The 23096-nt window shown below is 53.2% G+C and carries 21 protein-coding genes, 3 tRNA genes and 2 rRNA genes (1 of these 26 only partly in view); 19 read left to right on the forward strand and 7 right to left on the reverse strand.

Annotated features, from left to right (window positions below; all coding sequences use genetic code 11):
• The 12 genes from VN24_RS10685 to VN24_RS10735 form a co-directional block, all read left to right on the forward strand.
• Nucleotides 1-2092: ribosomal RNA gene (locus VN24_RS10685) — 23S ribosomal RNA — on the forward strand (it extends 840 nt beyond the left edge of the window).
• Nucleotides 2093-2208: 116 nt separating this feature from the next.
• Nucleotides 2209-2325: ribosomal RNA gene (rrf, locus tag VN24_RS10690) — 5S ribosomal RNA — on the forward strand.
• A gap of 151 nt (nucleotides 2326-2476) precedes the next feature.
• Nucleotides 2477-3745 (forward strand): putative glycoside hydrolase, encoded by a 1269-nt coding sequence (locus VN24_RS10695; protein WP_052702891.1) that lies wholly within the window; start codon nucleotides 2477-2479, stop codon nucleotides 3743-3745.
• A gap of 62 nt (nucleotides 3746-3807) precedes the next feature.
• Nucleotides 3808-5265, forward strand: a complete 1458-nt coding sequence (gene guaB / locus VN24_RS10700; RefSeq protein WP_045670403.1) for an IMP dehydrogenase — start codon at nucleotides 3808-3810, stop codon at nucleotides 5263-5265.
• 140 nt (nucleotides 5266-5405) lie between these two features.
• On the forward strand, nucleotides 5406-6698 hold the full coding sequence (locus VN24_RS10705; RefSeq protein ID WP_420798613.1) for a D-alanyl-D-alanine carboxypeptidase family protein: 1293 nt from the start codon (nucleotides 5406-5408) through the stop codon (nucleotides 6696-6698).
• Between the two features lie 109 nt (nucleotides 6699-6807).
• Complete coding sequence (pdxS, locus tag VN24_RS10710; RefSeq protein WP_045670404.1) at nucleotides 6808-7689, forward strand: pyridoxal 5'-phosphate synthase lyase subunit PdxS; 882 nt, start codon at nucleotides 6808-6810, stop codon at nucleotides 7687-7689.
• Between the two features lie 63 nt (nucleotides 7690-7752).
• Nucleotides 7753-8340, forward strand: a complete 588-nt coding sequence (gene pdxT, locus VN24_RS10715; protein WP_045670405.1) for a pyridoxal 5'-phosphate synthase glutaminase subunit PdxT — start codon at nucleotides 7753-7755, stop codon at nucleotides 8338-8340.
• Nucleotides 8341-8428: 88 nt separating this feature from the next.
• On the forward strand, nucleotides 8429-9709 hold the full coding sequence (gene serS / locus VN24_RS10720) for a serine--tRNA ligase (protein ID WP_045670406.1): 1281 nt from the start codon (nucleotides 8429-8431) through the stop codon (nucleotides 9707-9709).
• Nucleotides 9710-9884: 175 nt separating this feature from the next.
• Nucleotides 9885-9973, forward strand: a tRNA-Ser gene (locus VN24_RS10725).
• 100 nt (nucleotides 9974-10073) lie between these two features.
• Nucleotides 10074-10421 carry a hypothetical protein gene (locus VN24_RS10730; protein ID WP_045670407.1) on the forward strand — a complete coding sequence of 116 codons (348 nt, stop codon included), beginning with the start codon at nucleotides 10074-10076 and terminating at the stop codon, nucleotides 10419-10421.
• Nucleotides 10422-10508: 87 nt separating this feature from the next.
• On the forward strand, nucleotides 10509-10685 hold the full coding sequence (locus tag VN24_RS27825) for a hypothetical protein (protein ID WP_169751045.1): 177 nt from the start codon (nucleotides 10509-10511) through the stop codon (nucleotides 10683-10685).
• Between the two features lie 88 nt (nucleotides 10686-10773).
• Entirely contained in the window at nucleotides 10774-10929 is a 156-nt protein-coding gene (locus tag VN24_RS10735; protein ID WP_045670408.1) for a small acid-soluble spore protein P, read from the forward strand.
• Between the two features lie 139 nt (nucleotides 10930-11068).
• Here the strand turns inward: VN24_RS10735 and VN24_RS10740 are convergent.
• Nucleotides 11069-11145: transfer RNA gene (locus VN24_RS10740), tRNA-Pro, on the reverse strand.
• A gap of 544 nt (nucleotides 11146-11689) precedes the next feature.
• A tRNA-Arg gene (locus VN24_RS10745) sits at nucleotides 11690-11766 on the reverse strand.
• 436 nt (nucleotides 11767-12202) lie between these two features.
• On the opposite strand from VN24_RS10745, the gene VN24_RS10750 reads away from it, so the two are divergent.
• On the forward strand, nucleotides 12203-12439 hold the full coding sequence (locus VN24_RS10750; protein ID WP_238590883.1) for an aspartyl-phosphate phosphatase Spo0E family protein: 237 nt from the start codon (nucleotides 12203-12205) through the stop codon (nucleotides 12437-12439).
• Here the strand turns inward: VN24_RS10750 and tadA are convergent.
• Nucleotides 12404-12874, reverse strand: a complete 471-nt coding sequence (gene tadA, locus VN24_RS10755; RefSeq protein ID WP_082083714.1) for a tRNA adenosine(34) deaminase TadA — start codon at nucleotides 12872-12874, stop codon at nucleotides 12404-12406. The two genes, VN24_RS10750 and tadA, sit on opposite strands and share 36 nt — an antisense overlap.
• A gap of 453 nt (nucleotides 12875-13327) precedes the next feature.
• On the opposite strand from tadA, the gene rluF reads away from it, so the two are divergent.
• Nucleotides 13328-14032: a 23S rRNA pseudouridine(2604) synthase RluF gene (rluF, locus tag VN24_RS10760; RefSeq protein WP_045670409.1), complete on the forward strand. Its 705-nt coding sequence runs from the start codon at nucleotides 13328-13330 to the stop codon at nucleotides 14030-14032.
• A 236-nt stretch (nucleotides 14033-14268) separates the two neighbouring features.
• Here the strand turns inward: rluF and motB are convergent, their stop codons facing one another.
• Nucleotides 14269-15099, reverse strand: coding sequence for a flagellar motor protein MotB (gene motB, locus VN24_RS10765; RefSeq protein WP_045670410.1), 831 nt, complete (start codon nucleotides 15097-15099; stop codon nucleotides 14269-14271).
• Nucleotides 15083-15883: a flagellar motor stator protein MotA gene (gene motA, locus VN24_RS10770; protein ID WP_045673185.1), complete on the reverse strand. Its 801-nt coding sequence runs from the start codon at nucleotides 15881-15883 to the stop codon at nucleotides 15083-15085. Before motA ends, motB begins: the two co-directional genes overlap by 17 nt.
• A gap of 216 nt (nucleotides 15884-16099) precedes the next feature.
• Between motA and VN24_RS10775 the strand changes: the two genes are divergently transcribed.
• Nucleotides 16100-16393, forward strand: a complete 294-nt coding sequence (locus tag VN24_RS10775) for a hypothetical protein (protein ID WP_045670411.1) — start codon at nucleotides 16100-16102, stop codon at nucleotides 16391-16393.
• 116 nt (nucleotides 16394-16509) lie between these two features.
• Here VN24_RS10775 and VN24_RS10780 read toward each other — a convergent pair whose 3' ends face one another.
• Nucleotides 16510-17019, reverse strand: a complete 510-nt coding sequence (locus tag VN24_RS10780; protein ID WP_045670412.1) for a GNAT family N-acetyltransferase — start codon at nucleotides 17017-17019, stop codon at nucleotides 16510-16512.
• Nucleotides 17020-17180: 161 nt separating this feature from the next.
• Between VN24_RS10780 and VN24_RS10785 the strand changes: the two genes are divergently transcribed.
• The 3 genes from VN24_RS10785 (at nucleotide 17181) to VN24_RS10795 (ending at nucleotide 20348) form a co-directional block, all read left to right on the forward strand.
• Complete coding sequence (locus VN24_RS10785) at nucleotides 17181-18425, forward strand: MFS transporter (protein ID WP_045670413.1); 1245 nt, start codon at nucleotides 17181-17183, stop codon at nucleotides 18423-18425.
• Nucleotides 18426-18518: 93 nt separating this feature from the next.
• Complete coding sequence (locus tag VN24_RS10790) at nucleotides 18519-19265, forward strand: DMT family transporter (RefSeq protein WP_045673186.1); 747 nt, start codon at nucleotides 18519-18521, stop codon at nucleotides 19263-19265.
• Between the two features lie 246 nt (nucleotides 19266-19511).
• The gene (locus VN24_RS10795; protein ID WP_045670414.1) at nucleotides 19512-20348 is read left to right on the forward strand and encodes a sulfurtransferase; all 837 of its coding nucleotides are present in this window, start codon (nucleotides 19512-19514) and stop codon (nucleotides 20346-20348) included.
• 338 nt (nucleotides 20349-20686) lie between these two features.
• On the opposite strand, the gene VN24_RS10800 is transcribed toward VN24_RS10795, so the two are convergent.
• The gene (locus tag VN24_RS10800) at nucleotides 20687-21547 is read right to left on the reverse strand and encodes an SDR family NAD(P)-dependent oxidoreductase (protein WP_045670415.1); all 861 of its coding nucleotides are present in this window, start codon (nucleotides 21545-21547) and stop codon (nucleotides 20687-20689) included.
• 178 nt (nucleotides 21548-21725) lie between these two features.
• Here VN24_RS10800 and VN24_RS10805 point away from each other — a divergent pair, with 178 nt between their 5' ends.
• Nucleotides 21726-22229 (forward strand): MerR family transcriptional regulator, encoded by a 504-nt coding sequence (locus tag VN24_RS10805; RefSeq protein WP_045670416.1) that lies wholly within the window; start codon nucleotides 21726-21728, stop codon nucleotides 22227-22229.
• Nucleotides 22230-23096: the final 867 nt, after the last annotated feature.

Raw genomic sequence — 23096 nt, forward strand, 5'->3', positions numbered from 1 at the left:
AACCCGGAGATAGCTGGTTCTCCCCGAAATAGCTTTAGGGCTAGCCTCGGTTGTATGCGTCGTGGAGGTAGAGCACTGATTGGGTGCGGGGCCCGCCAAGGGTTACCAAGTCCAGTCAAACTCCGAATGCCATAGACGTAAGACCGGGAGTCAGACGGTGAGTGCTAAGATCCATCGTCAAGAGGGAAACAGCCCAGATCATCAGCTAAGGTCCCCAAGTGTGTGTTAAGTGGGAAAGGATGTGGAGTTGCCCAGACAACCAGGATGTTGGCTTAGAAGCAGCCACCATTGAAAGAGTGCGTAATAGCTCACTGGTCGAGTGACTCTGCGCCGAAAATGTAACGGGGCTAAACACACCACCGAAGCTATGGCATGTACCTTTTAGGTACTTGGGTAGGGGAGCGTTGAATGCGGGTTGAAGTCAGACCGGAAGGACTGGTGGACTGCATTCAAGTGAGAATGCCGGTATGAGTAACGAAAAGATGGGTGAGAATCCCATCCGCCGAAAGCCTAAGGGTTCCTGAGGAAGGCTCGTCCTCTCAGGGTAAGTCGGGACCTAAGGCGAGGCCGAAAGGCGTAGTCGAAGGACAACAGGTTGATATTCCTGTACCACCGTAATCCGCTATGAGCGATGGGGTGACGCAGAAGGGTAGTGACGCGAGCTGATGGAATAGCTCGTCCAAGCAGTGAGGCTGGTTGATAGGTAAATCCGTCAACCGTTAAGGCTGGGCTGTGATGGGGAGGGAAAATTACAGTACCGAAGGTCATGTGCTCCGGCTGCCGAGAAAAGCCTCTAGCCAGGAGAAGGTGCCCGTACCGCAAACCGACACAGGTAGGCGAGCAGAGCATGCTAAGGCGCGCGGAGTAACTCTCGTTAAGGAACTCGGCAAAATGACCCCGTAACTTCGGGAGAAGGGGTGCCTCGGTAGGGTGAATAGCCCGAGGGGGCCGCAGTGAAAAGGCCCAAGCGACTGTTTAGCAAAAACACAGGTCTGTGCGAAGCCGTAAGGCGAAGTATACGGGCTGACGCCTGCCCGGTGCTGGAAGGTTAAGGGGAGCGGTTAGGAGCAATCCGAAGCTGTGAACCGAAGCCCCAGTAAACGGCGGCCGTAACTATAACGGTCCTAAGGTAGCGAAATTCCTTGTCAGGTAAATTCTGACCCGCACGAATGGCGTAACGACTTGGGCGCTGTCTCAACGAGAGATCCGGTGAAATTTTAATACCTGTGAAGATGCAGGTTACCCGCGACAAGACGGAAAGACCCCATGGAGCTTTACTGCAGCTTGATATTGGACTTGGGTACGATCTGTACAGGATAGGTGGGAGCCTTAGAAGCCGGAGCGCCAGCTTCGGTGGAGGCGCCGTTGGGATACCACCCTGATCGTACTTGAGTTCTAACCCGCTACCGTGAAACCGGTAGGGGGACCGTGTCAGGCGGGCAGTTTGACTGGGGCGGTCGCCTCCTAAAATGTAACGGAGGCGCCCCAAGGTTCCCTCAGAATGGTTGGAAATCATTCGCAGAGTGCAAAGGCATAAGGGAGCTTGACTGCGAGACCTACAAGTCGAGCAGGGACGAAAGTCGGGCTTAGTGATCCGGTGGTACCGAATGGAAGGGCCATCGCTCAACGGATAAAAGCTACCCTGGGGATAACAGGCTTATCTCCCCCAAGAGTCCACATCGACGGGGAGGTTTGGCACCTCGATGTCGGCTCATCGCATCCTGGGGCTGAAGTAGGTCCCAAGGGTTGGGCTGTTCGCCCATTAAAGCGGTACGCGAGCTGGGTTCAGAACGTCGTGAGACAGTTCGGTCCCTATCTGTCGTGGGCGTAGGAAATTTGAGAGGAGCTGTCCTTAGTACGAGAGGACCGGGATGGACGTACCGCTGGTGTACCAGTTGTTCCGCCAGGAGCACCGCTGGGTAGCCAAGTACGGACGGGATAAGCGCTGAAAGCATCTAAGCGTGAAGCCCCCCTCAAGATGAGATTTCCCAGTATGTAAGACCCCTGGAAGACGACCAGGTTGATAGGTTCGAGGTGGAAGCGCGGCAACGTGTGCAGCTGACGAATACTAATCGGTCGAGGGCTTATCCTAATGGGTTTTCCGAGTGAGGAAAACCGCAAGGCGTATGATTCAGCTAAGGAAACACAAGCAATCTTTCGCATCTAGTTTTCAGGGTGTAAAACCTTAACGTTCCGAAGAGGAACCCGTTTGGTGGCGATGGCGGAAGGGAACCACGCGTACCCATCCCGAACACGACCGTTAAGCCTTCCAGCGCCGATGGTACTTGGACCGCAGGGTCCTGGGAGAGTAGGACGTCGCCAAGCACGAGGAACCCGCTGCATTCGCAGCGGGTTTTTTGTTGTTTTTTATTGCCCGACAACGGTACAATTCGGTAATTTTGGTCGTATATGCTTTACAAACCGGGCCCTTTTTTCGCTCATACTACCTCCATCAAGAAGTAATGGGGTGGAAAGGATGCGGAAAGCGGGAGGACGTTATTGGACCCTGAAAAGTACGATCAGCACCGTGTTGGTTCTAGGAATGGCTTACAGTTATACGGGACCGGCAAGCTTAGACGACAAGCCTTCCGCATCGGCGCTTAATAAGCGCCAGCCCGAAAAGGCGGCCGCAGCTGCCAACACGTCCGGGCCCAACTCTTCGGCTCGGCAATCGGGAACAAAAGCACCTGCAGCCGTAAAAGGGATCTATGTATCCGGATGGACAGCAGGGAGCGGCAGAGCGATGGAAAGATTAATCCGCTTAACGGAGCAAACCGAATTGAACGCGATGGTGATCGACGTCAAGAACGAGTATGGCGAACTGACCTACCCGTCCCGTCTAAATAAGGTTAATCAACTCGGAGCAGATCGGCGGCCGCCGATCCGATACCTAAAGCCGCTGCTTGCGCGATTGCACCGCAATCATATCTATACAATCGGCAGGGTGGTTGTGTTCAAGGACCCGCTGCTCGCCCAGCGGCAGCCGCAATGGGCGCTGCATCGCAAGTCGGGCGGCATATGGAGGGACAATAAAGGGAAAGCGTGGGTCAACCCTTTTCGCAAGGAAGTATTGGATTACAACATTGCGGTAGCTGCGGAAGCGGCAAAGCACGGTTTTGATGAGATTCAATTCGATTATGTCCGGTTTCCGGCGAACACTCCCGAGGCCGAGGCAAGTATCGACTACGGATATTCAGGCTTTAGTTCCAAAGCCGGTGCGATCCGAAATTTTCTTCATCTTGCAAAGTCGCGTCTGCATCAGCAAGGCACAAAGCTGTCGGTCGACGTATTTGGGCTCGTCACGTCCGCGGAGAACGATATGGGTATCGGTCAAACGTGGAAAGAAGTCGCTTGCCAGGCCGATTACATATCTCCGATGACGTATCCGTCGCATTATTCGCAAGGGGTATACGGCATCCCAAACCCGGACCTGTCGCCGTATGCCACGATACGCAGCGCCATGACGGATGCAGTGGGGCGCAACCGGCAATTAGGCTGCAACCGGGGACAACCGGCCGGAATCCGGCCTTGGCTGCAAAGCTTCACGGCGACATGGATACACCCTCATTTAGTCTATGGCAGGAGGGAAGTGCTGCTGCAAATCAAGGCGGCTCATGATGCCGGCGTCGAGGAGTACTTGCTTTGGAATCCGAGGTGCGTATATCCGCTGATGGAAGATAAGCGATGGGAAAATGGTCCAAACGGCGCGCTTTCGGCCCGTCCGCCTAATCTTGACAGCCCCTAACCCCTCTGCTAATATGGCAATAATATATTCGGATAGCTAACATTTTGAGGAGGAACTAACTCGTGTGGGAAACCAAATTCGCTAAAGAAGGACTAACGTTTGATGACGTGCTACTGGTCCCCCGCCGCTCTGAAGTGCTTCCGCGTGAAGTGCATATCGGTACCCAATTAAGCGCCAATGTCAAATTGAACATTCCTTTAATTAGCGCCGGAATGGATACCGTTACGGAAGCCGCCTTGGCCATTGCGCTGGCCCGTGAAGGCGGAATCGGTATTGTTCATAAAAATATGTCAATCGCGCAACAGGCGGAAGAAGTGGACCGCGTGAAACGTTCGGAAAGCGGTGTTATTACGAATCCTTTTTCGCTGACGCCTAACCATCACGTCTATGATGCGGAAGAGCTGATGGGCAAATACCGGATCTCCGGTGTGCCGATTGTGGATGACCAGCAGAAGCTTGTCGGCATCATTACGAACCGGGATCTGCGTTTCGTGCATGATTACTCCATTAAAATCAGCGAAGTGATGACCCATGAGGAGCTGGTGACGGCGCCGGTCGGAACGACGCTTGAAGAAGCCGAAGTGCTGCTGCAAAAGCACAAGATCGAGAAGCTTCCTCTGGTGGACGAGAACAAGACGCTCAAAGGCCTGATCACCATTAAAGATATTGAAAAAGCGATCCAGTTCCCGAACGCCGCGAAGGACAAGCATGGACGTCTACTGTGCGGCGCAGCGGTCGGCGTGGCGAAAGACACGATGGAGCGCGCGGCTGCGCTCGTCGAAGCGGGTGTGGACGTCATCGTGGTCGATTCGGCTCACGGTCATCATATTAATATTCTCGAGACGGTGCGTAAGCTGCGTGCCGCCTATCCGGACCTTACGATTGTGGCGGGCAACGTGGCAACGGCGGAAGCGACGCGCGACTTGATTGAGGCCGGAGCTTCGGTTGTCAAGGTCGGCATCGGTCCCGGATCGATTTGTACGACCCGCGTCATTGCCGGTATCGGCGTGCCGCAGATCACGGCCATTTACGATTGCGCAACGGAAGCCCGCAAGCACAACGTTCCCGTCATCGCCGACGGAGGAATCAAGTATTCCGGCGACATTACGAAAGCGATCGCGGCAGGTGCAAGCGCCATTATGATCGGCAGCCTGTTTGCGGGAACGGAAGAAAGTCCCGGCGAATCTGAAATTTATCAGGGACGCCGCTTTAAAGTATACCGCGGGATGGGCTCTCTCGGTGCGATGAAGGAAGGAAGCAAAGACCGTTACTTCCAGGAAAACGAGAATAAGCTCGTTCCCGAAGGCATCGAAGGCCGCCTGCCTTACAAAGGGCCGCTGGCGGATACCGTTCATCAGCTGATCGGCGGGCTGCGTGCCGGCATGGGATATTGCGGAACGGCGAACATTGAGGAATTGAAAAACGATACATCGTTTATCCGGATCACGGGCGCCGGCTTGCGCGAAAGCCATCCGCACGATGTGCAAATTACGAAAGAAGCTCCGAACTACTCGCTGTAATTTTAACTGCTGCGGGCGCAGCGGAATCAGACAAGCAGGGAGAAGCGATCCAAGCGCTGTTCTCTTCTGCTTGTCTTTTTTTATGCGGCCCCGCTGTGTTACAATATACAACGGACAAACCATGGGGAAAAGGGGAGAATGTGTTGGAGTTGAAGTTGGGCCCGGTCAAGTTGAAGCCGGTTGTCGCAGCATTTCTTGTTGTTTGGTTGACCGTTCTGTCTTTAGGATCTACCGCCGTTATGGCTGCAGATAGCACTTATCCTTCCAATACGCTAGGCCTAAATGTAAAGGCTGCCATTCTGATCGATGCCGATACCGGACAGGTGTTGTATGCCGTAAATGCCGATGAACCGCGGCCGCCGGCAAGCATGACGAAGATGATGACGGAATATATGGTGCTTGAGGCGATTAGTAAGAAAGAAATTACTTGGGATACGCAGGTAACGGTAAGCGAGGAAGCGGCAAGCACGCCGGCGGACGGTTCCCAAGTCTACTTGGCCCAAGGAGACGTTCATACCGTTAAAGAGCTGTATACGGCGATGGCGGTCGCTTCGGCGAATGACGCAACCATAGCGCTGGCTTCGTTTCTTGGAGGCAGCGAGCAGGGCTTTGTGGCCAAAATGAATGAAAAAGCAAAAGAAATGGGACTGAAGACGGCGGTATTTACGAGCGCGACGGGGCTGCTCGACACCACATTGATGTCGGCATCGGACGTTGCCAAGATGGCGAGAATGATTCTTCAACAGCATCCGGAGTTTCTGGACTACTCGAGCATTCCTTCCCAAAAATTCCGCGCGCGCGACACCCATCCGATGATTAATAACGATTGGATGCTGGCGAACAATAAAGGCATTCCGGCATTCAAGCCTTATGTTTACGACGGCGTGGACGGCATGAAGACAGGCTATCTCGGCGCGGCCGGTTACTGTTTTACGGGGACGGTCAAGCAGGGCGATACCCGTCTGATCAGCGTCGTGATGGGAACCCGTTCCAAAGGGGCCCGGTTTACGGAAACGGCGAAACTGTATAATTACGCTTTTCAAAGCCTCGAGAAAAAAACGGCCGTTCAGGCCAAATCTGTCGTAAAGACAGTGGAATCGGTTAAACTATCCAAAGGTGTCTCGACTTCCGTTCCGGTGGTTACCGAGTCCGATATGAGCCTGATGGTCAAGAAGGGCGCTACGCCGGATGTGACGCTTGTCGCAAGCAAGGTTCCGGCAAGCGGAGAATTGGTTGCTCCCGTTAAACAGGGGCAGAAACTTGGCACGGTCACGTACCGGTATAAAGATGCGGAAACCGGAGCGACGATGGATAAAACCGTCAACCTGATCGCGGCCGAAGATGTCGACAAGGCAAGCTGGTGGCGACTGATGTTCCGGGGGATTAAAGATTTTATCGTCAGCTTGTTCAACGGGATTGTCAACCTGTTCTGAAATTGACATTGTTTGGCGTATTTCCTTGTCCTAAAGCATCATCTCATGCTAAAATTTAGCGACAGGTTAATCACGGATAACCACATAGATATTAGGAGGATTTCAACGGATGGAAACTGGAACATCGCGCGTAAAACGAGGTATGGCAGAAATGCAAAAAGGCGGCGTCATCATGGACGTTATGAACGCCGAGCAGGCTAAAATTGCGGAAGCGGCCGGTGCTACGGCTGTTATGGCGCTGGAGCGGGTTCCTTCGGATATTCGTGCAGCGGGCGGCGTAGCCCGTATGGCCGATCCGACGATTGTGGAAGAGGTTATGAAAGTCGTTTCCATTCCGGTCATGGCCAAAGCCCGGATCGGACATTACGTTGAAGCGAAAGTTCTCGAATCTATGGGCGTCGACTACATCGATGAGAGTGAAGTGCTCACCCCTGCGGATGAAGTGTTCCATATTAACAAATTGGAATTCACGGTACCGTTCGTCTGCGGTGCGAAAGATCTCGGCGAGGCGCTTCGCCGCATTCAAGAAGGCGCTTCGATGCTTCGCACGAAGGGCGAGCCGGGTACGGGCAATATCGTGGAAGCCGTTCGTCATATTCGCCTCATTACAGGCCAAATCCGCAAAGTGCAAAACTTGTCCAAGGACGAGCTGTTTGCCGAAGCGAAAAACTTGGGCGTACCGTACGACCTGCTGCTGGGCGTACACGAGAGCGGCAAGCTTCCGGTCGTTAACTTCGCTGCTGGCGGCGTAGCGACGCCTGCTGACGCGGCGCTGATGATGCACCTCGGAGCGGACGGCGTATTTGTCGGCTCGGGTATTTTCAAGTCGGACAGCCCGGAGAAATTTGCCCGTGCCATCGTGGAAGCGACGACCCACTACCAAGACTATAAGCTTATCGCTGAAGTTTCCAAAAATATCGGCACGCCGATGAAAGGCATTGAAATCTCCAAGCTGGCGACGCATGAACGGATGCAGGACCGCGGCTGGTAAGACGGTAACAGGATCGAAAACAACCCAATTGATAATCTGGGTCAGGAAAGAGGCATCATGGTTATGAAAATTGGTGTATTGGCGCTGCAGGGCGCCGTATCCGAGCATATCCGCAGTCTGGAAGCGGCAGGGGCGCAGGCTTCGCCGGTCAAAAGAGTCGAGGAGCTCGAAGAACTCGACGGGCTTGTCATTCCCGGCGGCGAGAGCACGACGATCGGCAAGCTGATGCGCAAGTACGGGTTTATTGACGCGGTGCGCAGCTTCTCCGGGGAGGGCAAGCCGATCTTCGGCACCTGCGCGGGACTGATCGTGCTGGCCGAGCGGATCGAAGGCGAAGAAGAAGCCCATCTGGGCCTGATGGATATGACCGTTTCCCGCAATGCATTCGGACGCCAGCGGGAAAGCTTTGAAACGGATCTGGACATCAAAGGAATTGACGAACCGGTGCGCGCAGTATTTATCCGCGCCCCGCTTATCAACGAAGTCGGACCGGAAGTGGATGTGCTGTCCACTTACAGAGATGAGATTGTAACGGCACGGCAGGGCAACCTGCTGGCCTCGTCGTTCCATCCGGAGCTGACCGACGATTACCGGCTGCACGCTTATTTTCTGGAGATGGCGAAGGAAGCGGCAGTCGCACGGCAGAAGTAAATCTGTTATTTCAAGATGGATGCGTGGGCGAAGCCGCCTACGCTCCATCATTTTTTTAATTTTTCCCTGCAGAGAGGGGCATAACGTTGTGTTGGATTTGAAAGTATTACGTAACGATTACGATAAAGTGGAGCAAGCGCTCGTCAAGCGCAACAAACCGCTTGAACTGATCAGCGAATTTCCCGCGCTTGACCAAAAGCGGCGCGATCTACTGCAGGAGAGCGAACAGCTCAAGAACCGCCGCAACAGCGTGTCGCTGGAAGTGGCCCGCTTGAAAAAGAGCGGAGGCGATGCCGAAGCGCTTATCGTTGAGATGCGGGAGGTAGGCGACCGCATTAAAGAGCTCGACGAGGTAGGACGCGAGGTCGAGGCCGCTATTGATGAGCTGCTGCTGTCGATCCCGAACATTCCGCATGATAGCGTGCCGGTGGGCGCATCGGAAGAAGAGAACGTTGAAATCCGGCGCGCAGGCGAGCCGGCATCCTTCGATTTTGAGCCGAAGCCGCACTGGGATATCGCTTCGGAGCTCGGCATTCTCGACTTCGAACGGGCGGCTAAAGTAACGGGATCGCGCTTCGTATTTTACCAAGGGCTCGGTGCGAGACTGGAGCGGGCGCTCATCAACTTTATGATGGATCTGCACAGCGACAAGCACGGCTATCAGGAAGTGCTGCCGCCGCAAATCGTGAACCGCAGCAGTCTGATCGGAACGGGACAGCTGCCGAAGTTCGAAGAGGATTTGTTCAAGCTCGCGAACTCCGACTATTATCTCATTCCGACTGCGGAAGTTTCGGTTACGAATATTCACCGCGAAGAGATTTTGTCGATCGAGGAGCTGCCGAAGCATTTTGTGGCGTTCAGCGCTTGTTTCCGCTCCGAAGCGGGTGCGGCCGGACGCGATACGCGCGGCCTGATCCGTCAGCACCAATTTAATAAGGTTGAGCTGGTGAAACTCGCGAAGCCGGAAGAATCGTATGACGAGCTGGAAGCGATGACGCAGAACGCCGAGAAAGTTCTCCAGCTGCTTGGATTGCCTTATCGCGTTCTGGCGCTCTGTACGGGCGATATGGGCTTTACGTCGGCGAAAACGTACGATCTGGAAGTGTGGCTGCCAAGCGCCGGTACATACCGGGAAATTTCGTCTTGCTCGAACTGTGAAGACTTCCAAGCCCGCCGTGCAGGCATCCGTTTCCGCCGCGATCCGAAGAGCAAGCCGGAATTCGTGCACACGCTGAACGGCTCGGGACTCGCGGTAGGCCGGACGGTTGCCGCCGTGCTCGAAAACTACCAGCAGGCGGACGGAACGGTTGTCGTTCCGGAAGTGCTTCGTCCGTATATGGGCGGCCTCGAAGTGATCGGACGGCGCTAGAGCGCATCTTTTTCATCCACCGGTGACATGGACGGCCTTTTTCGACAGCGGAAAGGGACCGTTCATGCTACAGGGGGACTTTCATCCCAAAAAAAACCGGTTTTTGTATGTATTTGCGGTTGCTTCTTATTTTATGCCTGTGGTACAATTCAATTTGTTATCAGTTTTCCTCGATGGAGAGATACCGAAGCGGTCATAACGGGGCGGTCTTGAAAACCGTTAGGGTGCAAGCCCACGTGGGTTCGAATCCCACTCTCTCCGCCATAAACGACAACGACAGCGTCTGCGGCTAATGCCGCGGGCGTTTTTTTGATACATAAAACCATGCCTCCTGCCGCATCTTAAAGAATGGAGGTGGTAAGGGATGAGCAAAACGGATGAACTGACTTTGGATCAGCAACAGCTCGAGGAGGCTTGGCGGCAAACGCTGCCGGAAACGATGAATTCCCCGGACCGCTCAGAGGTCAAATCCGATGAATCGGACCCGAAATCGCTGCGGATTACGATTCACAGCGCCGGGCATCAAATGTACTCGTTCGATTTTAAAATTACGTATGTGGACAGCCGCGAGGTTAAGGTGGTACTGATCGATGTGGAAAAGGAAAATCAGACCGTCGATGAACGTAACGATATGATCCAGCAGCTGATTGCAGACTATACCCGACATCTCCATGAATGCGCGCAGGCGCTTCACCGTTTGACGAAAGTATAGCTTAGGTTGAGCGAAGCTGAACCAATTTCACAAGCATATGCGAACGATATCGTTTTGCCCTTGGCAAAACGTTTGGAGGAGAGCGTTATGACGAAAGCTAAAGGAACGGCCGACAAAAATCTGAGCAACGTCGTAAAGGATCTGGAGCGCAGCCCTGTCAACAGCCATCACGCACAGCAGCTGCAGCAGGACACCAATGATGCCCGGCATCAAGATGCGCTGAATCATGACGAGCCGACGGATTTGCAGCATCAGCGGAGCTAAACCGCCAATACCGGCGCGACTTCCGAAGTAAGGTCAAACATCTTCCCGCCTATGAAAGGCCGGGCAGCGCATACAGGAGGATAACGACATGAACAAGCCCAACAACGTACCGGTGCCTAACCCCGATTCCGACCGTAAAGCAGCGGCTCGCAACGCAATCACCAATCCGCCGCAAGAGCCAATGTCCGGTTCCAAAAAGACCAAGCAGCGCAATCACGTCAGCCACCTCAATCCGGAAGGATAGACGGATATGCAAAGAGCCCGTGCTCTCTATTCGAGAGACGGGTTCTTGGTTTGTTTGGAGGTAACTCTCCCCTCCCCGGCAGGCGGCCGTTCGCCAAATAAAAAAATCGCGGCCAAAAGACCGCGATGTTGATTTCGTATGGTCGAGACGACAGGATTTGAACCTGCGACCTCTTGCTCCCGAAGCAAGCGCTCTACCAAGCTGAGCCACGTCTCGATGTGCGATTATACTGCGTGAAATAAGATATGTTTCGGCAAGCATTAGTTATATTACCATACCCGTGGGACAATGTAAAGATGAAAATGAAACGAAAAGGAGAGCCCCAGAGGGCTCTCCTTGACGGTGGTTGATGGTTGAGTCGCTTCAATATTCACTGCGCTTAGAAATCTTGGAGCACCGCTTGCTTACCCCGATTATTTATCGTTGTTCGAATGCTCGAACGAAGGTAATGGGCGTGTGTGTTTAAGAGGTACTCTGCAGCACAACCCCTCGCTTCCTTGCTGAGTGTTTAGATCAGTTCCTCCTGCAGTCCTTGCACCAATTGGCCCAATGGAACCACACCTCTCTTCGCACCGTCGTAAATTATGATGCTCCCGATGCTTCGGGTTTATTCACATTATGTGATTCATATCGTGAGGAATTTCCATTAATGGCGCGAATTCGTTCCCAATCCGCTTCCGGATTGGATATCCTGCGAAAATAATCATTTGACAACAATAATAAAAACCCTTGCTGGGCAAGGGTTTCAGGGCACTATGTATGGCGCGCCCGATACGATTCGAACGTACGACCTGCAGTTTAGGAAACTGTCGCTCTATCCTGCTGAGCTACGGGCGCGCATCAAATCATATTATAACATGGGAGCTTTTGCGGGCGCAACCACAGCGGTTGGCATACGCAGCCTGGCAGGCATCGCAAGCGTCGATATCCGCGTTTCCAACAACGAAGCACTTCCTCAAAATACTCGCCCGCTCTCTTGCAGAAACAATCACAGGGACAATAGTTGAATACTTCTCAACTCCGTTCAGGATTTTTTATCCAGAATACCAATGGAAAAAATGAGCGTTTTATTACTTCTCAGAAGCACAAGTAGTTCCGAATACCCTAAATATCCTGTGTTTTGTCGAATTATGACAAAACTTTATCTGGTTTTGTCGACAGTTTCTAACAAAATATATCCTGTCTTAAAGGTATAATATAGTTAACCTTCAAGAAAAATACTCTAAGCGATAGGAGTGAAGCCTTAAGCGCAAAAGCCATGGATAAAACAACGATGCTGGAGCAACTGCAGATGCTGCGCCATAAGCTTCACGCCTGCGCGGAAGCTCGCGGAAGTCTGACCGATCCCGATGTAATCGCGATTAGCGAAGAGGCGGACCGTCTCATTTTGAAGCTGCAGTTGATGCAGCGGTACGAACTGTCGGCAGCGGAAAAGCCGAAACGCAAAGATCATAGCAGCGGTTCGCCCTCCGGCTCAAACCGTCTTTCCCCGAAGCTTGCGAAAAAATGAAGTGAGCAGCGATGCGCACTCTTCCTGCAGAACGCCGCTGGTCAGTTCCGTTTCGTGGTTGAAACGGGGCTCCTGAAGCAGGTTCATCAGCGTGCCGGCACATCCGGCCTTCGGATCGACCGTTCCGTACACCACTCGTTTCAATCGCGACTGGACAATGGCTCCGGCACACATGGGACATGGCTCCAGTGTGACATACAGCGTACAGTCAAGCAGTCTCCACGCCCCTAACGCTTCGCTGGCTTCGCGGATCGCGATCATTTCAGCGTGGGCGGTAGGGTCGTGGCTGGTTTCCCGCAAGTTATACCCTCTTCCGATAATTTGCCCGTCCTTGACGATTACCGCGCCGATAGGTACTTCCCTTAGCGCTTCCGCTTTATCCGCCTCGCCGATCGCTTCGGCCATCCATCTTTTATCTTCTTCTTCCCGAATCACTTGACGTTTAGCCCCCTCTTTCGTTCAAAATAACAGCCTTTGTCCCTTTTATTTTTTCATATCCCGCTACCCGGTTGCAAATGCTAATCTTGTAGGATGAATGATAGATTATCGACTTTATTCGCTGTCGAAAAAAGGCGTTTTGTGCCGCGAACAAGCATTCGTTGTTAACATGATGTGCACAAATATGTGGATAACCAACTTTTTATACACATATTTATCCCCAAAATTATCGAATTAATTGTGGACAATGTGGGTAAGTTGTGTGTAAAACCGCTGACAACCCTCTTTTATGTGGATAAATAGCGATTATTGTCGTTATAGTCCTCTCTTCAATACCCGCATCTGTTCATAACCGGAGCCGCCGCCCGGCTTTCCGCTAAGCTGCCAACAATGTTAAAATAGGACAAAGCAGGTATGGCGAACAGATCGATGACGGGGTGAGAAAGCAAGTTGCGGATAAATAAATGGATTAGCGAGACGGGCCATTGTTCCCGGCGCGAGGCGGATAAGCTTGTTGAAGGCGGTCAAGTGACCATCAACGGACAACCCGCACAGCTGGGCAGCCAGGTAGCGGACGGCGATGATGTGCGGGTGAACGGCCGCCGGATCGGCGTACACAAGCGGCATGTTTATATTGCGCTCAACAAACCGGTCGGCATTACGAGTACGACGGAGTCGCACGTGGAAGGAAACATCGTCGATTTCGTCGGCCACAGCGAGCGGATATTTCCAATAGGACGGCTGGATAAAGATTCCGAAGGACTCATTTTGTTGACCAATGACGGCGATATCGTCAACCGGATATTGCGGGCGGAAGGCAAGCATGAAAAAGAATACGTCGTCACGATCGACCGGCCGGTTACCGACGCCTTCGTAAAGGGGATGAGCACAGGCGTACGCGTGCTCGGCAGCATGACGCTCCCCTGCAAGGTGACCCGCGTCGCGGAACGCACATTCCGGATTGTGCTTACCGAAGGAAAAAACCGGCAAATACGGCGCATGTGCAGCGCATTCGGATACCGGGTACGGCGGCTGCGCCGCGTCCGGATCATGAACATTCATCTGGGCGACCTGCCGCCCGGCAAATGGCGGGACCTGTCCGACGACGAGCGCGGCGAGCTGTTTCGGCTGCTCGATTATAACGGAGGAGAATAACTCGAACGAACAAGGCAAAAAAACCGCCGTGTACGCTTCCGCAGTGGAGAGCGTTAGGCGGTTTTTCCGTTTATTGCATGGCAAACGCAGTCCAGACCGGCATGCAATGAATCGGCGTCACATGCGGCCAAGCCGATTCTGCCTGACGGGCAGCATTACCAAGTGGCACCGATGAAGGAACGTCAGCGTCGTCCACAATCAACTTACGTATACGCCCTGACGAAGCCCGCCCCGCTTTACGGCCGGCTTATGCCGGCCGAAACGTTTTGCTTTCGGGATGGGTCGGTATACTTGCGAATAATGGATACTTCGACGCGGCGGTTTTGGGAGCGGCCGATCGCCGATTCGTTGGAGGCGACGGGGCGGTACTCCCCGTAGCCGACTGCGCTGAACAGCTTCGGATCCAGCTTTTTGTTCGCCAGCATAATATCCATGAAACGAATGGCGCGGGTAGAGCTCAAATCCCAATTGGATTTGAACTCGGGAGTTGAGATCGGTTCGTTGTCCGTATGCCCCGATACGATAATCTCATAGCCCGGATACTGCTGCAGCATATTGGCGATCGATACCGCGAGCGAGCGCGAATTCGGCTTGACGACGGCACTGCCTGACGAGAAGAGCGCATTGTCGCTGATTGTGATCAGCAGCTGCGATTGGTTCAGCTTCGTCTGCAGCTGGGATGTAAGTCCGTTCTTCTTAATATATTGATCGAGCTGCTTTTTGAGTTTCTCCAGATTTTCCTGCTCTTTCTGAATCAGCTGCTGCAGGGTAAGATCCTGTGACCGTGCATCGGATTGAGCTTCACTGCTGTCTGTCTTATTGTCACGATTGGCGGAATTCGGCGTTTGACTGTCAAGCGATTTGTAGCTTTCGAGAACGCCGTTGCCCCCCGTTAAAGCGATGTTGAACGCTTGGCTCATCTCTTGAAACTTTTTGACGTCGGTTGTACTTGCCGCATAAAGTACAATAAACAGTGCCAACAGCAGCGTTAACAGATCGGCGTACGGAATGAGCCACGATTCGTCGGTATGTTCTTCATGGGCTTCGTGTCTATGCTTCTTGGCCAACGAGCGTCCCTTCTTTCTGCTGCATCTGCTCCCGTTCCGTAGGCGTCAGGAAGACGGCGAGCTTCTGGCTGATCGCGATGGTAGAGACGCCGGACTGAATCGAGAGCAGCCCTTCCACCATCATCAGTTTCAGATCCATTTCGCGCTTGGAGATCCGCTTCAGCTTGTTGGCGATCGGATGCCACAGCACATAGCCGGTAAAAATACCGAACAGCGTCGCCATAAATGCGCCGGCGATGGCGTGCGCCAGCTTTTCCATATCGCTCATATCAGAGAGTGCGGCAATGAGCCCGACTACAGCGCCAAGCACCCCGAGCGTAGGGGCGTACGTGCCGGCCTGCGAGAAAATAAGCGCCCCGGCGCGGTGCCGCTCTTCGGTTGCGGCGATATCTTCAAGCAGCACATCCCGCACAAATTCCTGGTCGTTGCCGTCAATAATCATCCGCATGCCGTTGCGAAGAAACGAATCTTCGATATCCTCAACCTTCGCTTCCAATGCCAGCAGTCCTTCGCGGCGTGTAATGCTCGCCCATTCCATGAACAGTTCGATCAGATTTTGGCGCGAGATCAGCTGCGGCTGGGTAAAGATCAGCTTGACCAGTTTGGGGAATTTGGCAAGTTCCGATAAAGGGAAGCCGACACACAGCGCGGCTGCGGTACCGACAATAATAATGACGAAAGCGGCAGGATTCATAAAGCTGCTTAAAGGAGCTCCTTTCAAAATCATGCCTCCGACTACGGCTGTCAAACCGAGTACAACACCGATCACAGTGGATTTTTCCATCATACACCCCGTCCAAAATTGTTGGTAATAAATCGCGGCCGTTAGTGGCACAGGGAGCCTTCGCTTGTGCTCCATTTCTCTTTTTATATCGACAAGAGAGAGCCATCCGTTTAGAGAAATTTGGGTGAAAATTAGTCGGGGCGGCATTAAAAGCAGCTGAAGTCGTGTAAAATAGAAGTATAAGCTGGCGGAACAAGAAAGGGTGGGACAATCGATATGGGAGTTAAGCATGCGCGTGAATATGCTGAGATTTTGCAAGATTTGACTGAAGCGGTCAGCGCCATCGACGGAAGCTACTCTTTCTTTGAGATGAGCGAAGAGGAGTGGAGAGCGCTGGAGGAAAGCGACCGCCGTCAAGTGATGGAGGCGCTGGCTGACGACGTGTTTTACGGACTGGGGCAGGATCCGGTCATTAAAGTGGGGGAAGGGGCCGTTGCCTATAACTCCAAGTTTCATGTGATCGAAGTTTCGGTCGACGGGAAAGAAGTGCGCATCGTCCGATTGATTTAAGCGGCGTTCACTAAGGTGAGCTCAAACCCGATACGTTTGAATGAAAATAAAAAGGCTTTCCGCATACGGGAAGCCTTTGTTATGACGGATTGGGACGTGTATCGTTCCTGTAAGCTTCAAAGCGGCGTATCCGGCTCGAACACCATGCAGTGGAATTGTGCGGGTCCGCTCGGGGTACGTTTGGAATACGTATCGGTTAGACGGAAGCCGGCCTTTTCATAAGCGCGGACCGCTCTCCGGTTCCAGCTGAGCACTTCCAGGTCAATCTCGGCATCGGGTGCTCTGCGCGCCGCTTCTTGTACGATGATGGAAACGAAATACGGGCCAAAGCCGCGGCCGCACAGGTCCGGGCGCATGCCGAGACCAAGACGAATGACCCCCTCCATTGGAAAAAACTGCGCAAACCCCTTTAATTCTCCCCGGTCATCGGTGACGGACGCATACTGCCGGCTCCGCAGTTCGGGATCTCCGAATTCGATTTCGAGCCTGCATATCGTTTTCCAAGAATCCCAGCCGTACAAATCGTAGGGCGGTTCATAGCGCCATCCGCATATTTCTTCGCCGTGGCGCTCCGTCATCGGGACGACTTTCCAGTCATTTTGCGGGCGGGCAGTGAATTGCGGCATCAGATCTCCTCCGTTGTGTTCGCGAAATGGTCACGATGGGGCCCCCGTAATTATACCACTTCAACCTTCGGCATGATATGATGGTTGAAGGCAAGGCGCTCTGGGAAACTTTGTTACGCGCTTGAACCAAAAGAATCCTTTTAGCCGGTGAAGGAGTTACGATGCGCAAATTGATAAGGCTCGGTTGTCTGTCGTATTTCGTGATCGGACTCGCCCATATCGTGGCGGGCGCGGTGTTGGAACCCTTAATCAGTATGTATGAAATCGATTATAAAGCGGGCGGCCAGTGGATCATGAACCAGTTCTTCGGCTTTCTGATCGGCGTGCTGCTGGCGCCCTGGATTACCGGATGGCTCGGCCGCCGCGGCGGTATGGTGCTTGCCATGGGCTGCCTGACGGCGACGGAAGCGGTATACAGCATGCTACTTCCATGGCACTTTATTCTGATCTTCGCCCCGCTGGCCGGGTTCGGCTTCGGGCTCACGGAAGCGGTCGTGGGCGCGCTTGTCTTGGACGTCTTCGCGAACAAGAGAGCCACTTATATTGGCTGGCTGGAAACGTTCTTTGGCCTCGGCGCGCTTACGATGCCGGTTATTGCCGCCTGGCTGATCGGGCAGGGCATTTGGCAAATGTCGTTCCCGGTTTTGACAGCGCTGTCCGGAATCACCCTGCTGCTCTGGCTGACGCTTTCGTTCGGCAGGGCCGACGAGCAGATCGGATACCATTTCTACCGGAGCCGGGAGCCGGCAGAGAGAGCCGGCGCTGTGCCCGCAGGACCGTCCTCCTCGGCCGGCCGCATGCGGGAGAAGCCCCGTTACCGGGCTGCGGACTTCGTATTGCTGCTGCTCGGCATGACCTTTTTTCTTGTATATATCGGATTGGAAATCAGCTTCTCCAATTATTTACCCTCCATTTTGAAGCTTGAGGCAGATTTTGGAGAATCGCAGGCATCGTCCGTGCTTGGCTTATACTGGTGCGCGATGGTAATCGGGCGTCTGCTGATCGGACGGATGACCCGGCTCAGCGGGTACAAGCGGTATCTGCTTCTTACAACCGGCGGATCGCTTTTCCTGTTTGCGCTGCTCGTATTGCCGCTGTCAGCCGGGTGGCTGCTGGCGGTCATCGTCGCGATCGGTCTGTTGATGGCAGGCGTGTTTGCGGTGGCGCTTATTTACGTCAACGAACGATTACCCGGCATGACCGGCCGCACGACCAGCCTTCTGGTCGCCAGCGGCGGCCTGGGCGGTGCCGTTTTTCCCAAAATAACCGGCTGGCTGCTCGATGGTTACGACGGTGCTTCGGCGCTTCGTTTTTTTGCGCTGCTGTCCGGCTTGGTGCTCGTGCTGCTCCTTCTGCTGCTGGGACTGGAAGGATGGCACCGGACAAGGGGACATCACGGCGCCTGAAGGAAGAGCTCACCTTCATGCAGCTGAAATGAGCGGAAGAGACAAGCTTTTCGATCAAAATTGAAAACAAAATTTCGGAGAACTGTTCGTATGATGAAACGTGCTGGAAAGCTTTCGGGATCGATCGAGTTCCTTTATATCGTCGGCATCATCGCCATTTCTTTTTCGTCGATTTTTGTGCGCTGGTCGGATGCGGAAGTATCCGTTATTGCCATGTACCGTCTTTATTTGACGAATTTGATTTTGCTTCCGCTCGCATGGAAGTACCGCAAGGAGCTGTTCCGCCTCAAGGGCAGGGATTGGATGTGGCTCGCTCTGTCCGGCGTGGCGCTCGGCTTTCATTTTTTGTTCTGGATGGGGTCGCTCCGGCTGACGACGGTCGCCAGCTCGACGGTTATTTTGACGCTGGAGCCGATTCTCGTCATGATTGGTTCATATATGCTGTACCGCACCCGTACGAACCGGGTTATGATCGCCGGTATGATGCTGGCGGCCATCGGCTCGGCCGCGATCGGCGCGGGAGATTTCGGCATGTCGGATGCGGCGCTGCTCGGCGATGCGTTGTCCCTGCTGGGGACGGTGGCAGTGGCTGTTCATATGCTGATCGGCAAACAATTGCGGGAGCGGCTGGAGGCGTTTGTCTACAATTTCTGGGTGTTTGGCATGGCGGCAACGACGCTCGGCATTTATAATGTTGCTGAGGGGATACCGCTCGGGGAGCGGCTTTCGGCGATCCAGCTGTACGCGGGCCTGCTCATATTGCTTGGCGTCTGGCTGTTTATCCGGTTCGGCAAAGAGCCGCCGCGCATTCCGCTGGCCGCTGCGGACAAAAAGGGCTGAACACACACGCAGGGCTCAACTGCACGGATACTTTCCGTTTTGCGGCGTTTGGAGCGGCGGCTGACGACGAAACGGACATGCGTAACCGATACGGGCATCCGTGCCCGATTGGTGGAAAAGCCGTAGTCGAGCTCCTCACCAAGCAGGTCATCAAGCAGGTCAACATGCAAACTACACGCGTAATGGCGGGGGCTGAACTGCCTGGCGGTGAACGGCTGTAATCTCGATAAAAGGATGGTGGACCGCATGAATGAAACGGTATCGCTAAAATGGCTTCTGGCCCGGTTATATGAACCGGACCTCGTTATTGTAGACTGCAGGTCCGCGCTCGGCAAGCCCGGTGCGGGACGGGAGGCGTTCGAGGAAGCGCACATTCCCGGCGCCGTCCATCTGGACCTGGAGCAGGACTTGTCGGGGCCGCTTGCGGAGCATGGAGGGCGCCATCCGCTTCCCGAGCCCGCGCGTCTTGCGGAGGTGTTCGGCAAGGCCGGCATCAGCGCGGACAAGCGCGTCGTCGCTTATGACGATCAGGGCGGCATGATGGCCGCGCGTCTGTGGTGGCTGCTCCGCTATACGGGGCATGAGGCCGTCTATGTGACGGATCAAGGCTTCACCGCTTGGCGCGAAGCCGGGTATCCGGTGACGAAGGACGAGCCGGTGCGCATTCCGGCGCGGTATATCCCTGCGCTCAAGCCGGAAATGCTGGCAAGCGTGGAAGATGTGCGTCAGGCGAGCGAAAGTGGTGACATCGTGCTGATCGATTCGCGGGAGCCGCGGCGCTACCTCGGTGAAGAGGAGCCGATCGACGCCAAGGCGGGTCATATTCCGGGAGCGGTCAACAAGTTCTGGAAGCATGTACTGGACGAGAACGGCCGCTGGCGCAGCGGCGAAGAAGCGCGGGAGTTGTTTCAAGATATTCCCGCCGATAAGGAAATTATCGTGTATTGCGGCTCCGGCGTCAGCGCCTGCCCGAATGTGCTCGCGCTGCGCGCAGCAGGGTACGGGAATGTGAAGCTGTATGCCGGAAGCTGGAGCGATTGGATTAGTTATGGGGACAAACCAATTGCCACTGGTGACGAGTAAGGACGGGAAGATGGATAGCAGTACTTTCGAAATGAATACATCGCCGTGTAGCCCAATGGCTCCGGCGATGTATTTTTTATGCCCCGAAGTCAACACGGAGTCAACGCACGGTTACTGAAAATACTTACAGAACGGGTCAAACCGAATGCTCACTCGTATCGCTCGTTATGCCCTATACAGACAATAAAGGCCCGAAACGCTCCACCATAGCGGTGAAACAAACCCCGACCCCGATAAACAAGTCAACAACTTTACGTAACAAGAACGTTATTCAATGCAGAATCAACGAGCGTGTTGTTCCTGTCGGCGGTGAATTCTTCTAGCCGTGCAGCGTATCGTCAGACCTTAGCAGCGCCAAGAAATTCGTGTTCGTAAATCGCATTAATCCTTTCCAAAACGTCCCGGGATTGATCATTAAATTTTAATTCCGCAGTCTGACCTTTTAGCAAAAACACGCCGGTCTCATTACGGTGTTCCCCGAGAGCACCTTCATACAGCTGGCTGGCTCCATGGGTAGGTGGAGAGAAAAACAGCTTCATAAGCAATGTAACCACTATGGGTAGTCCGGATTTTTTTCCTTTTCTTAGCGTATTATTGCCACCCGGGTCAACGCTGCGGATCTTAATGCCTTCCTTGGCAAGCTGCGGTGCGATAGCCTGAGTCCACAGCGAAAGCGCCAGCTTTGAAGTGGCATACGGACCAAGCAGTTTGCGGAAGGTTTTGGGGCGTTCCAGGATTTCGATATTAAACTCTTTCACATAGTTTAGTGCTGAAGATGAGGTATTGACTACCGTTTTTAAGCCGCCGTTTTTTAAGAGTTCCTTCAATTCCATCAGAATGATATACGGAACAACCGTCAATAGCTCATAATGCTTCTCGCGCCCTTGTTTCGAATAGCTTAGTTCTGAAAAAGACCCACCGGCGTTGTTGAACAAAATATCGATCCGCTGCTCTTTGTCTTTGATCTCTTCCAATGTCCTTCTCAAGCTGGCATAATCGGTGAGATCCGCTGTTTTATAAATACGAAGCCATCCGTTCATGACGGCTTTTTGGATTCTCATATCATCCGCCGGAAAATCGGAACGGTTCAATGCAACCACCTGCCAGTCCTCCGACAGCAACTTCCGGGTTAATTCCAACCCAATCCCGGCGCTTGCGCCCGTAACCAGTGCGATATTGTCGCGTTGGTTCGTATTCATTGTACGTCTCCTCCTAATGTCGGGATATTTTCCCTTGATAGCGTACATTCTATAAGTTGGAGTCGACTCCAAGTCAAGGAGCGAAATCAAAGTTTTTGTCCCAAGGATAAGAGACTTGACTTGGAGCCAACTTCAAGATGTATAATGCACGAAAAAGCAATCTCTGGGAGGGAGCAGGATGAAGGCAGAGCAAACTTTTACGATAAAGCAAACCGCCGATAAAACCGGAATTTCCGAGGATACGATCCGTTATTACGAAAAGATCGCGCTGCTTCCCCGAGCGGACCGGAAGGACAACGGGCATCGTGTCTACCGTCAAGAGGACATCAATACGATCCGGCTGATATCATGCCTGAAAAAAACGGGGATGCCGCTGGAGGAAATGCGGCCGTTTTTGGCGGTCTCCGCCGACGCCGATCCCGCGGAATATCCCGAGTTGGTGGAGCAATTAAGGAGCCACCGGGAAAATATCGTCAGCCAAATCGCCTCGCTGCAACAGGTTGTCGATTTTATCGACATGAAGCTGGAGGAGGGGAGATACCGCCGGGACTGCTCAGATGAAAGCCAGGACGGCGTTTCAGAAAAAATAATGGGAGAACCGAAATCAAAGCCCGTCTCACCCGTTGAGATGAGTTATTTTTCCGTATCTGCCAAATCGGGCAAGTCGGCTTCCGTTAGATAAGCATATCAAGGCTGCCGTTGCTCTGTATTTTTATGTGCTTCGTGCGTATTTGAAGCAGTTTCAAGAGTTCATTGATTTTCACTCACAAAAAGAAAGGTGCAGTCTACTCATTATTCTTGAGTAGCTGTACCTTTCCTAAATCAAAGGGACTTTTTCAGTGGCCTGGCATCGCTATGACTTTATATTATACTGAAAATTTCTCAATGCTTTCTTGAAGCTTCAGGGCCAGATTGTTCACTCCCCCCGGAACAAAGTGCCGGTCGGTACTGATCCCGCGTTGATACAATGGACCTGACGTAACAACGATGACCAACGTACCGATCGGCATTCCCATTGTCTCGATGTACTTCTTGAAGGCATTTCCACAGGGAATCCGACAGCTGGAGCGATTGGATTTCCTGGCCTGAAAATCCAATAGCAAAAGGGGACGAGTAAGTAGCCACGAGGGCGCGTCAGACGTGGGTTTTGAGCTTGTTTCGGGTTGCTGGTGTATAGGCTTTTTCAGTCCTTTTTTGTTTTACGGTACCTATTTTATGTTTATCGGATTTCCAAGGAGATTCTCACGTCTTATAAAGAGAAGTCTCCAGCTATAGTACTCAAATAAGTCTATTGAAGAGTATAAACAAGGAAATCTTAGCTTTAATAAGTTGATTTTTCTGATTTGCAAGCTACTTTTGAAGATGTTAAGCGATGCCCGAAATAGAGCTGAAAAATAAACGATATTACACCTGACTGGTTGAAGCAACCCTTAGTTACAAACAACCGCCAATAGGCTGCACACTACAACTCTCAGTCCACCTTTTCGTGCTTTGCGTTTCTTACCTTTTGTTGGAGTGCATACACTGTTACGCTAGGCTCACACGTTTA

The organism is Paenibacillus beijingensis (genome assembly GCF_000961095.1).
GTDB classification, from domain to species: Bacteria; Bacillota; Bacilli; order Paenibacillales; family Paenibacillaceae; genus Paenibacillus_O; species Paenibacillus_O beijingensis.

Excerpts from the sequence above, each read along its gene's own strand:
- VN24_RS27825 (WP_169751045.1), top strand. The coding sequence starts at position 10,509 with ATGACGAAAGCTAAAGGAACGGCCGACAAAAATCTGAGCAACGTCGTA.
- VN24_RS10735 (WP_045670408.1), top strand. The coding sequence starts at position 10,774 with ATGAACAAGCCCAACAACGTACCGGTGCCTAACCCCGATTCCGACCGT.
- VN24_RS10800 (WP_045670415.1), bottom strand. The coding sequence starts at position 21,547 with ATGAATACGAACCAACGCGACAATATCGCACTGGTTACGGGCGCAAGC.
- VN24_RS10785 (WP_045670413.1), top strand. The coding sequence starts at position 17,181 with ATGCGCAAATTGATAAGGCTCGGTTGTCTGTCGTATTTCGTGATCGGA.
- VN24_RS10730 (WP_045670407.1), top strand. The coding sequence starts at position 10,074 with ATGAGCAAAACGGATGAACTGACTTTGGATCAGCAACAGCTCGAGGAG.
- pdxT (WP_045670405.1), top strand. The coding sequence starts at position 7,753 with ATGAAAATTGGTGTATTGGCGCTGCAGGGCGCCGTATCCGAGCATATC.
- VN24_RS10750 (WP_238590883.1), top strand. The coding sequence starts at position 12,203 with ATGCTGGAGCAACTGCAGATGCTGCGCCATAAGCTTCACGCCTGCGCG.
- VN24_RS10780 (WP_045670412.1), bottom strand. The coding sequence starts at position 17,019 with ATGCCGCAATTCACTGCCCGCCCGCAAAATGACTGGAAAGTCGTCCCG.
- VN24_RS10695 (WP_052702891.1), top strand. The coding sequence starts at position 2,477 with ATGCGGAAAGCGGGAGGACGTTATTGGACCCTGAAAAGTACGATCAGC.
- motA (WP_045673185.1), bottom strand. The coding sequence starts at position 15,883 with ATGGAAAAATCCACTGTGATCGGTGTTGTACTCGGTTTGACAGCCGTA.
- pdxS (WP_045670404.1), top strand. The coding sequence starts at position 6,808 with ATGGAAACTGGAACATCGCGCGTAAAACGAGGTATGGCAGAAATGCAA.
- VN24_RS10805 (WP_045670416.1), top strand. The coding sequence starts at position 21,726 with ATGAAGGCAGAGCAAACTTTTACGATAAAGCAAACCGCCGATAAAACC.
- VN24_RS10795 (WP_045670414.1), top strand. The coding sequence starts at position 19,512 with ATGAATGAAACGGTATCGCTAAAATGGCTTCTGGCCCGGTTATATGAA.
- VN24_RS10790 (WP_045673186.1), top strand. The coding sequence starts at position 18,519 with ATGAAACGTGCTGGAAAGCTTTCGGGATCGATCGAGTTCCTTTATATC.
- VN24_RS10775 (WP_045670411.1), top strand. The coding sequence starts at position 16,100 with ATGGGAGTTAAGCATGCGCGTGAATATGCTGAGATTTTGCAAGATTTG.